This is a genomic window from Marinitenerispora sediminis, assembly GCF_003336425.1.
Lineage (GTDB): Bacteria > Actinomycetota > Actinomycetes > Streptosporangiales > Streptosporangiaceae > Marinitenerispora > Marinitenerispora sediminis.
This window is the reverse complement of record NZ_QEIO01000001.1, coordinates 114,571-123,758: the sequence shown is the minus strand read 5'-3', so window position 1 is coordinate 123,758 and position 9,188 is coordinate 114,571. Positions and strand designations below refer to the sequence as shown.

At 75.0% G+C, this 9,188-nt stretch carries 5 protein-coding genes; 4 read left to right on the top strand and 1 reads right to left on the bottom strand.

Annotated features, from left to right (window positions below; translation table 11 throughout):
• Window positions 1-222: 222 nt before the first annotated feature.
• The 3 genes from lon to DEF28_RS00480 all read left to right on the top strand — a co-directional run bounded on the left by lon (window position 223) and on the right by DEF28_RS00480 (window position 6,518).
• A complete protein-coding gene (gene lon, locus DEF28_RS00490) occupies window positions 223-2,652 on the top strand; it encodes an endopeptidase La (RefSeq protein WP_114400809.1) in 2,430 nt (809 codons plus the stop codon).
• Between the two features lie 391 nt (window positions 2,653-3,043).
• The gene (locus DEF28_RS00485) at window positions 3,044-5,089 is read left to right on the top strand and encodes a WD40 repeat domain-containing serine/threonine protein kinase (protein ID WP_114446088.1); all 2,046 of its coding nucleotides are present in this window, start codon (window positions 3,044-3,046) and stop codon (window positions 5,087-5,089) included.
• 346 nt (window positions 5,090-5,435) lie between these two features.
• Entirely contained in the window at window positions 5,436-6,518 is a 1,083-nt protein-coding gene (locus DEF28_RS00480) for a Gfo/Idh/MocA family oxidoreductase (RefSeq protein ID WP_114400866.1), read from the top strand.
• Window positions 6,519-6,539: 21 nt separating this feature from the next.
• Here DEF28_RS00480 and DEF28_RS00475 read toward each other — a convergent pair whose 3' ends face one another.
• Window positions 6,540-7,469 carry a LysR family transcriptional regulator gene (locus DEF28_RS00475; protein WP_114396398.1) on the bottom strand — a complete coding sequence of 310 codons (930 nt, stop codon included), beginning with the start codon at window positions 7,467-7,469 and terminating at the stop codon, window positions 6,540-6,542.
• A 181-nt stretch (window positions 7,470-7,650) separates the two neighbouring features.
• Between DEF28_RS00475 and DEF28_RS00470 the strand changes: the two genes are divergently transcribed.
• Window positions 7,651-8,820: an MFS transporter gene (locus DEF28_RS00470; protein ID WP_114396401.1), complete on the top strand. Its 1,170-nt coding sequence runs from the start codon at window positions 7,651-7,653 to the stop codon at window positions 8,818-8,820.
• Window positions 8,821-9,188: the final 368 nt, after the last annotated feature.

Sequence of the window (9,188 nt, the reverse complement as noted above, 5' to 3'; positions counted from 1 at the left end):
CCCGCACGCCGAACACGGGTGCCCCCGCCCCTGCCCGTCCGTCCTTCCCGCACACCGCTCTCCTTGGCTCCCGCGTCCGCCAGGCGGCCCGGTGCACCGGCCCCCGAGCCGCCGCGGAGTACGGGCCGCGCCGGATTCCGCATCGCTGACAGCGAACACCGGTCGGGGAACAAAACCGGACTCTCGTTTATTGAGCCATAGTGACTCAAGAAGGAGGGTCTGATGACTGACACGCAGTCCGTCGTGACGCTGCCCGTCCTGCCGCTCGACGACGACGTCGTGCTCCCCGGCACGGTCGTCCCCGTGGAGATCTCCGAGGCGGAGATCCGCACCGCGGTCGAGGCCGCCCGGACGGCCGACGAGGCCGCCGCCAAGGCGCCCGGGATCCGCTCCGCCGGCAAGCCGCGGCTGCTGATCGTGCCGCGCGTGGACGGGTCGCTCGTCGGGGTCGGCACCGTCGCCGTCATCGAGCAGGTCGGCCGCACTCCCGACGGCGAGCCGGCCGCGGTGCTGCGCGGCGTCGCGCGGGCGCGCGTGGGGACCGGCACCTCGGCGCCTCCCGGCGGGGGCGCGGCCCTGTGGGTCTCGGCGACCCCGCACGACGAGGAGCCGCCGGAAGGCGGCCACCCCGGCCGGGTGCAGGAGTTGGCGCGCGAGTACAAGACGCTGCTCGCCACCTACCTGCAGAAGCGCGGCGCCTGGCAGATCCTCGACAGCATCCAGCAGCTCGACGACCCGGGCCGGCTCGCCGACCGCGGCGGGTACTCCCCGTTCCTGAAGACCTCCCAGAAGCTGGAGCTCCTGGAGACCTACGACGTCGCGGAGCGGCTCGCCCGCCTCATCGAGTGGACCCGGGAGTACCTCACCGAGCTCGACGTCACGGAGACCATCGCCAAGGACGTCCAGGAGGGCGTCGAGCAGCAGCAGCGCGAGTTCCTGCTCCGCCGCCAGATGGAGGCGATCCGCAAGGAGCTCAACGAGCTGTCCGGCAAGCCGGGCAGCGAGGAGGACGACTACCGCGAGCGCGTCCAGGCGGCCGACCTCCCCGACCACGTGCGCGAGGCGGCGCTCGCCGAGGTGGACAAGCTGGAGCGCGCCGGCGACTCCTCACCGGAGTCCGGCTGGATCCGCACCTGGCTGGACACCGTCCTCGCCATGCCGTGGAACGAGCGCTCGGAGGACGCCTACGACATCGCGGGCGCCCGTGAGGTGCTCGACACCGACCACACCGGGCTGGAGGACGTCAAGGACCGCATCATCGAGTACCTGGCGGTGCGCCGGCGCCGCGCGGACCGGGGACTCGGCGTGGTGGGCGGCCGCCGCAGCGGCGCGGTGCTCGCCCTGGTCGGGCCGCCCGGTGTCGGCAAGACCTCGCTCGGCGAGTCGGTCGCGCGCGCCATGGGCCGCAAGTTCACCCGGGTCGCGCTCGGCGGCGTCCGCGACGAGGCGGAGATCCGCGGCCACCGCCGCACCTACGTCGGCGCGCTGCCCGGTCGCATCGTGCGGGCCGTCAAGGAGGCCGGCACGATGAACCCCGTCGTGCTGCTGGACGAGATCGACAAGGTCGGCAGCGACTTCCGCGGCGACCCCACCGCGGCGCTGCTGGAGGTGCTGGACCCCGCGCAGAACCACACGTTCCGGGACCACTACCTGGAGGTCGACCTCGACCTGTCCGACGTGGTGTTCCTCGCCACCGCCAACACGCTGGACAGCATCCCGGGGCCGCTGCTGGACCGCATGGAGCTGGTCGAGCTCGACGGCTACACCGAGGACGAGAAGGTCACCATCGCCCGCGACCACCTGCTGCCCCGGCAGCTGGAGAAGGCGGGACTGGACGCCACCGAGGCCGAGGTGGCGGAGGACGCGCTGCGCCGGATCGCCGCCGAGTACACGCGGGAGGCGGGCGTGCGCGGTCTGGAGCGGGCCATCGCCCGGGTGCTCCGCAAGATCGCGGCCACGGTCGCCGTCGGCGAACGCGAGCTGCCGGTCGGGGTGGCCGCCGCGGACCTGACCGACTACCTGGGGCGCCCGCGGCACACCCCCGAGCCGGCCGAGCGCACCGCGGTGCCCGGCGTGGCCACCGGTCTGGCGGTCACCGGCGCGGGCGGCGACGTGCTGTTCGTGGAGGCGTCGCTCGCCGACCCCGAGTCCGGCGCGGGCGGGCTGACGCTGACCGGCCAGCTCGGCGACGTCATGAAGGAGTCCGCCCAGATCGCGCTCTCCTACCTGCGCTCGCGCGGTGCGGAGCTGGAGCTGCCGGTCGGCGACCTCAAGGAGCGCGGGGTGCACCTGCACGTCCCGGCCGGCGCGGTGCCCAAGGACGGCCCGAGCGCCGGCGTCACCATGACGGCCGCACTGGCCTCCCTGCTCTCGGGGCGCCCGGTCCGCTCGGACGTGGCGATGACGGGCGAGGTCTCGCTGACCGGCCGGGTGCTGCCGATCGGCGGAGTCAAGCAGAAGCTGCTGGCGGCGCACCGGGCCGGCATCACCACGGTGCTCATCCCGGCCCGCAACGAGCCGGACCTCGACGACGTGCCGGAGGAGGTGCTGGCCAAGCTCACCGTGCACGCGGTCAGCGACGTGCGGGAGGTGCTGGAGATCGCGCTGCAGCCGGCCGGGACCGCCGAGGAGGCCCGGCCCGTGGCCGCCTGACGAGGGGCGACGAGGGACGACGAGAGCGGCCATCTGGGCGTCTCGGAGCATGGGGCCGCCGGCTCGGGGAGCCGGCGGCCCCATGCGTGTGCCGGGGCCCCGCAGACCGAATGGCCGCCGGTGCGGCGCCGGACGTGGGGCTGGTCTCGGAGCGCCGTCCGTCCTGGAGGGTGCGGAATGCGGGCCGCGGAACGCCGGACGCCTCGGGCCACCGGACAGCTGCCGGGGCGGGACACCGCCACCTCCCCCGGAGGTTCGGGTGATCGGTTGCGATCCGGTGACATGTCGTGCGTGCCGGAATCCGCTGTGGCTACGATGAGGGCGCCCCGCCGAGCGGTGGGACGGTCTGCGCCCCGGACCCGTTCCGGGCGCCGTGGAGGGAGACTGACGGGTGGAGCCGCTGGAGCCGTCCGATCCCGCGCGCATCGGTGGCTACCTGCTCACCCACCGCCTGGGCGAGGGCGGCATGGGCCGGGTCTACCTCGCCACCACGCCTTCCGGACGTTACGTCGCCATCAAGGTCATCCGCTCCACCCTGGTCCGGGAGGGCGACTTCCGCGCCCGATTCGCCCGAGAGGTCGAGGCCGCCCGCCGGGTGGGAGGGTTCCACACCGCCCCGGTCGTCGACGCCGACCCGGAGGGCGATCCCGCATGGGTCGCCACCGCCTACATCCCCGGTCCCACGCTCTTCCAGCGGGTCCGCGACCACGGCCCCATCAGGCCTCCGGCCCTGTACGCGTTGACCGTCGGACTGGCCGAGGGACTCAAGGCAGTGCACGACCGCGGGCTGGTCCACCGTGACCTCAAACCGGGAAACATCATCCTCAGCGATGACGGGCCCCGCATCATCGACTTCGGTATCGCCCGGCCGCTGGACTCCGAGAGCCTGACCACCCACGAGGCGGTCTTCGGCACCCTGCCCTACATGTCGCCCGAACAGACCGAGAACTCCCACGTCGGTCCGGCCTCGGACATGTTCTCCCTCGGCACCGTCCTCGCCTACGCCGCGACCGGCGTGAACCCCTTCAACGGGGACTCCATGGCCGTGACGATCCGCCGCCTCATCGGCCCGCCCCCCGACCCCGGCCCCATCGATCCCGCCATCCGCGCGCTGATCACCGAGTGCTGGAACCACGTTCCGGAGCGGCGGCCCGCCCCCGAGGCGGTCCTCACCCGCTTCAGCGCCCCCAGTGCCCACGCCGCCGCGCCGCCACCCGGCAGCACCCGGCCACCTGCCGGCGCCGACGGGTCCGAACGGACCACGCAGCCCCCGCCCCCGACCTTCGTCGAAGCCGGCGCATCCACCAGGCAGCGTCCCGCCCCGACCTTCGTCGAACCCACCGAATCCATCACGGGTGCCGCCCCGCCGCGCGCCGCGCCCCCGGAGCCGGCCGACGCCCCCCGCGGACCGCGGAGGAAATGGATCTGGCTCGCCGCCACCGCCCTCGTGGTGATCACCACCGCCGTCCCCGCTGTCGTCGCCCTGCGGGGCGAAGGCGACGGCGACCAGTCCGATACCGCCGCCGAGCCCCCCGAACCCGCCGCCACCCTCACCGGGCACGAAGATCCGGTGAACTCGGTGGTGTTCAGCCCGGACGGCAGCACCCTCGCCACCAGCGACGAGCACTTCTCCGTGCGGCTGTGGGACACCGGCACCTGGGAGGAGACCGCCACCCTCATCGAGGACGACACCCCGCTGACCATGAGCTCCACGGTCGTGGCGTTCAGTCCCGACGGCACCACACTCGCCACCGGCCACCAGTCGCTCCAGCTGTGGGACACCGGCACCTGGGAAGAGACCGCCACCCTCGGCGATACCGAGTGGATCACCTCGGTGGCGTTCAGCCCGGACGGCAGCACGCTCGCCACCGGCGAGGCGGTCGGGGCGCGGCTGTGGGACGCCGACGCCGGGGAGGAGACCGCCGACCTTCCCGGGCCCGCCGACTACGTGACCTCGGTGGCGTTCAGCCCGGACGGCAGCACGCTCGCCGCCGGCACGGCGGTCGACACGGCCGGCGTGGTGGACGGCAGCGATGGCGGGGCCCTCCGGCTGTGGGACACCAGCACCGGCGACGAGGCCGGCACCCTCACCGAGCACGACTCCACGGTGGACGCGGTGGCGTTCAGCCCGGACGGCACCGTGATCGCCGCGTGCAGCGCGGGCGCCGTGCGGCTGTGGGACACCGGCACCGGGGAGGAGACGGCCACGCTGACGGCTGGCGAACCGGGGAGGGCGCTGGCGTTCAGCCCGGACGGCAGCACGCTCGCCACCGGCCACGACGACGGAACCGTGCGGCTGCGGGAGACCGGCACGTGGGAGGAGACCGCCACGTTCCCCGGTGAGGAACGGGTGGTGTCGGTGGGGTTCAGCCCGGACGGCAGCACGCTCGCCACCGGCCACAGCGACGGCGCCGTGCGGCTGTGGGACGTCGGCTAGCACCGAAGCCGTCAGGCCGAGGACGCGGTTCCGCATGGGGCTCGGGCGCCCGTGTCGGACTCCGCGACCGGATACGCGCGGCGCGCGCCACCAGGACCAGACGTGCCCGCCTCTGTCGCGGGGGTGACCGGATCCGCCCTCGCCACGGACTTTCGATCGCGCCTCTCGCCGCCGCATGGCTCGGGTCGGCTGGTGCGGCCTTACCGATGCGCCACCCGGGCCGCCGATCACGGTAGGCGGCAGGTCCGGCCCGCCGAAGGGACGTCCGCAGACCGCCGGCGCCCGGGAGGCGCGTTCGAGCGGCCCCCGGATCCGGGCCGGCGGGCCGGACGGGATAATCCGTGGCATGACCACTTCTGCACCGGGACCGGACCTGCGGGTCGCGCTCATCGGCTACGGAAAGGGCGGCGCGGTCTTCCACGCGCCGCTGGTCGCGGCGACTCCAGGGCTCCGGCTCGCCGCCGTGGTCACCGGCGATCCCGAGCGGGCGGCCGAGGTCCGGCGACGCCATCCGGACGCCGAGGTGATCGGCGCGGTCGAGGACGTGTGGCGGCGCGCGGCCGAGTTCGACCTCGTGGTCGTCACGACGCCCAACGACAGCCACGTTCCGCTGGCGCGGGCCGCGCTCGCGGCCGGACTCTCCGCGGTGGTCGACAAGCCGTTCGCGCTGACCGCCGCCGACGCCCGCGACCTGGTGGCGGAGGCCGAGCGGCGCGGCCTCGTCCTCAGCGCGTTCCACAACCGGCGCTGGGACAGCGACTTCCTCACCGCGCTGCGGCTGGTGGACGAGGGCGCGCTCGGACGGGTGCACCGCTTCGAGTCCCGGTTCGACCGCTGGCGCCCGGAGGCCAAGCACACCTGGCGGGACCGCGGCGAGCGGAACCGGGGCGCGGGCCTGCTCTACGATCTGGGCTCGCACCTGGTCGACCAGGCGATCATCCTGTTCGGCCCCGTCGCCGAGGTCTACGCCGAACTGGACGCCCGACGGGAGGGCGTGCGCACCGAGGACGACGTCTTCGTCGCCCTCACCCACGCCTCCGGCGTGCGCTCCCACCTGTGGGCGGGCGCGCTCGTCGCCCAGCTCGGCCCCCGGCTGCGCCTGCTGGGCGACCGCGGCGCGTTCACCGTGCACGGCCTGGACAGCCAGGAGGAACGGCTGGCGCGGGGCGACGACCCGTCCGGCGCGGACTGGGGCGAGGAGCCGAAGGACCGATGGGGCCTGCTGGGCGCGGACGGCGACCTCGCACCGGTACCGAGTGAGCGCGGCGACTACCCCGCGTTCTACGCGGCCGTCCGCGACGCCGTCGCCGAGGGCGAGCCGCTCCCGGTGGAGCCGCACGAGGTGATCCACGGCCTGGAGGTGATCGAGGCGGCCGCCGAGAGCGCCCGGACCCGGCGCGTGGTGCGTGTGGAGCCGGCGCGGCGCTGAGCGCGCCCGCCCGGCCCCCGTTCAGGCGCGCCCCAGCCCCTCCGCCACCAGGCGCGGACCCTCCGAGAGCACGAAGGAGCGGAACGACGCCACCGCCGGCGGCTCGTACTGCGCCGTCCGCCACACCACGCCGACGCTGCGGTACGCGCCGGGGTCGGCGATGACGAGCTCCGCCGTGCCGGGCAGCGCCCCGTGCGGCTGGGCGGGCAGCACCGAGATCCCGAGGCCGGCGGCCACCAGGCCGCGCGCGGTAGCGGTGTCGTCCCCCTCGAAGGCGACCCGGGGGATGAAGCCGGCGCGGTGGCACAGCTCGTCGGTCAGGTGCCGGATGCCGCGCCCGGGCTTCAGCGCGATCAGGTCCTCGTCGGCGACCACCTCGAAGCGGACCCGCCGGCGGCCGGCCAGGCGGTGGTGGTCGGGCACCACGAGCCGCAGCGGCTGGGTGTGCAGCACACGCGACCGCAGCCCCGGCTCGCTCGGCAGCGGGGAGGTCAGCGCGAGGTCCACCGAGCCGTCGCGCAGGTGGCGGACCGCCGTGACCCACACGTCCTGGATCAGGGTGAAGCGGACGTCGGGGTGGGCGGCCCGGAACTCCCGGATCAGCGACGGCACCACCTCCGCCCCCAGGGTCGGCAGGAAGGTCAGCCCCACCTGGCCGGACGAGGCGTCCATCAGCTCCGCGACCCCCTCGCCCAGGACGTCCAGCGCCCGCCGAACGTGCGGCAGCAGCACCCGTCCCGCTCGCGTCAGCCGGACGCCGCGGCCGGTGCGCTCCAGCAGTTCGACGCCCAGCTCCTCCTGGAGCCGGGCCAGCGAGCGGCTCACGGTGGGCTGGGGGAGGCCGAGCTCGTCGGCGGCCTGCGTCACGTGCTCGCCCTGGGCCACCGCGCGGAAGGTGCGCAGCCGCGGCGCCAGGACGTGCACCAACCGCTCCAGTTCCTGATGTTCCATGCAGAACAGTATGGAACATCGGATACGCATGTATTAGACGTATCGAACCGCGCTGCCTAGCTTCGGTGGGGTGAGTGAGACCCGCGCCGCCGAGCTGACCGACACCGCCCACACCGACCGCGGCCGACCGTGGCGCGGCCACCGCGCGGGCACGTCCGGGCACCGCCGCATCGTGGTGGCCATGACCGCGGCCGGAGTCGCCACCTTCGCCCAGCTCTACAGCGTGCAGGCGGTGCTGCCCGGCCTGGCGGCCACCTTCGACGCCTCGGCCGCGCGGGTGGCCCTCACGGTCTCCATGGCGACCGGCGGCCTGGCGGCCTTCGTGCTGTTCTGGAGCGGGATCGCCGACCGGTTCGGCCGGGTGCGGGTCATGACGGTGGCACTGGCGGTCTCCACCATCCTCGGGGCGGTCGCGCCGTTCGCGCCCGACCTGGCGACGCTGGTCGCGCTGCGCGCTGTCCAGGGCGCCGCGCTCGGCGGGCTGCCCGCGGTCGCCATGGCCTACCTCGCCGAGGAGATCCACCCCGAGCACCTCGGGCGGGCGGCCGGCGTCTACATCGCGGGCAACACGGTCGGCGGGATGAGCGGGCGGCTCGTCGCGGGCGCCGTCGCCGACCTGGGCGGCTGGCGCTGGGGCGTCGGCGCCGACGCCGTGCTGGGCGCGGTCACCCTGGTGGTGTTCCTGGCCGCCATCCCCCGGGCGCGGGGCTTCCGGCCGCGGGCGCGCGCACACGGCGGCCCGGGGCTGGCACGACGGGTGGCGGCGAGCGTCACCGATCCCGGTCTGCTCGCCCTGTACTGCCAGGGGCTGTTCCTCATGGGCGCCTTCGTGACCGTGTACAACTTCCTCGGCTTCCGGCTGCTCGACGCCCCCTTCGGGCTGCCGCAGGCCGCGGTGGCACTGCTGTTCGCCGCCTACCTCGCCGGCACGGTGAGCTCGGCGGTCGCCGGCCGGATGATCGAGCGGACCGGACGGCACACGGTGCTGCTGGCGAGCGTGGCGGTGATGGCGGCCGGGGCGCTCGCCCTGCTGCCCGGGGCCCTCGCGGCGGTAGTGCCCGGGCTCGTGGTCCTGACCTTCGGATTCTTCGCCGCGCACACCACCGCTTCGGCCTGGGTCGGCCACCGCGCCGCGCCCGAGGTCCGCGCGCAGGCGTCGGCGCTGTACACCCTCGGCTACTACGTCGGGTCCAGCCTGTTCGGCTGGCTCGGCGGCGTGTGCTACGACCGGCTCGGCTGGAACGGCGTGGTCGCCTACGTCCTGGCCCTCTGCGCGGCCTCGGCGCTGGCCGGCGTGGGCCTGCGGCTGCGCCTGGCCGGCCGCGCCGCGGCACCCGGGATCGCGGGCTGACCCGCGCCGGTGCACCGCGGCCCGCGTTACGCGGGCCGACGGTGGCACGGCTCCGGCGGGTCGACGACATCCTCGCCGCAGAGGTGCGGGAGGAACGTCCGCTGGAAGCACGCGCCGAGGACCGGCACGGCGGCGCGCGGATCGGTCCCCGCACGGGCCCGGCCGCTCCCTCTCCCGCCGCAGAGGCGCGGCCAGCGCCGTCGGTACCAGGCACGGCACTTTCCCGGTCCGCCCCTCCCCAGGGCGGTCCGAGAAAGTGCCGGCCCGGCGAAGAGTGCGGGACACATGGGCATGGCGCCGCGGAGGGTGGTGCGGCGGGCGGTCCCGGTCGGTGGCCGGGAGCGCCGATCCGCGCCGCCCGGCCCCAC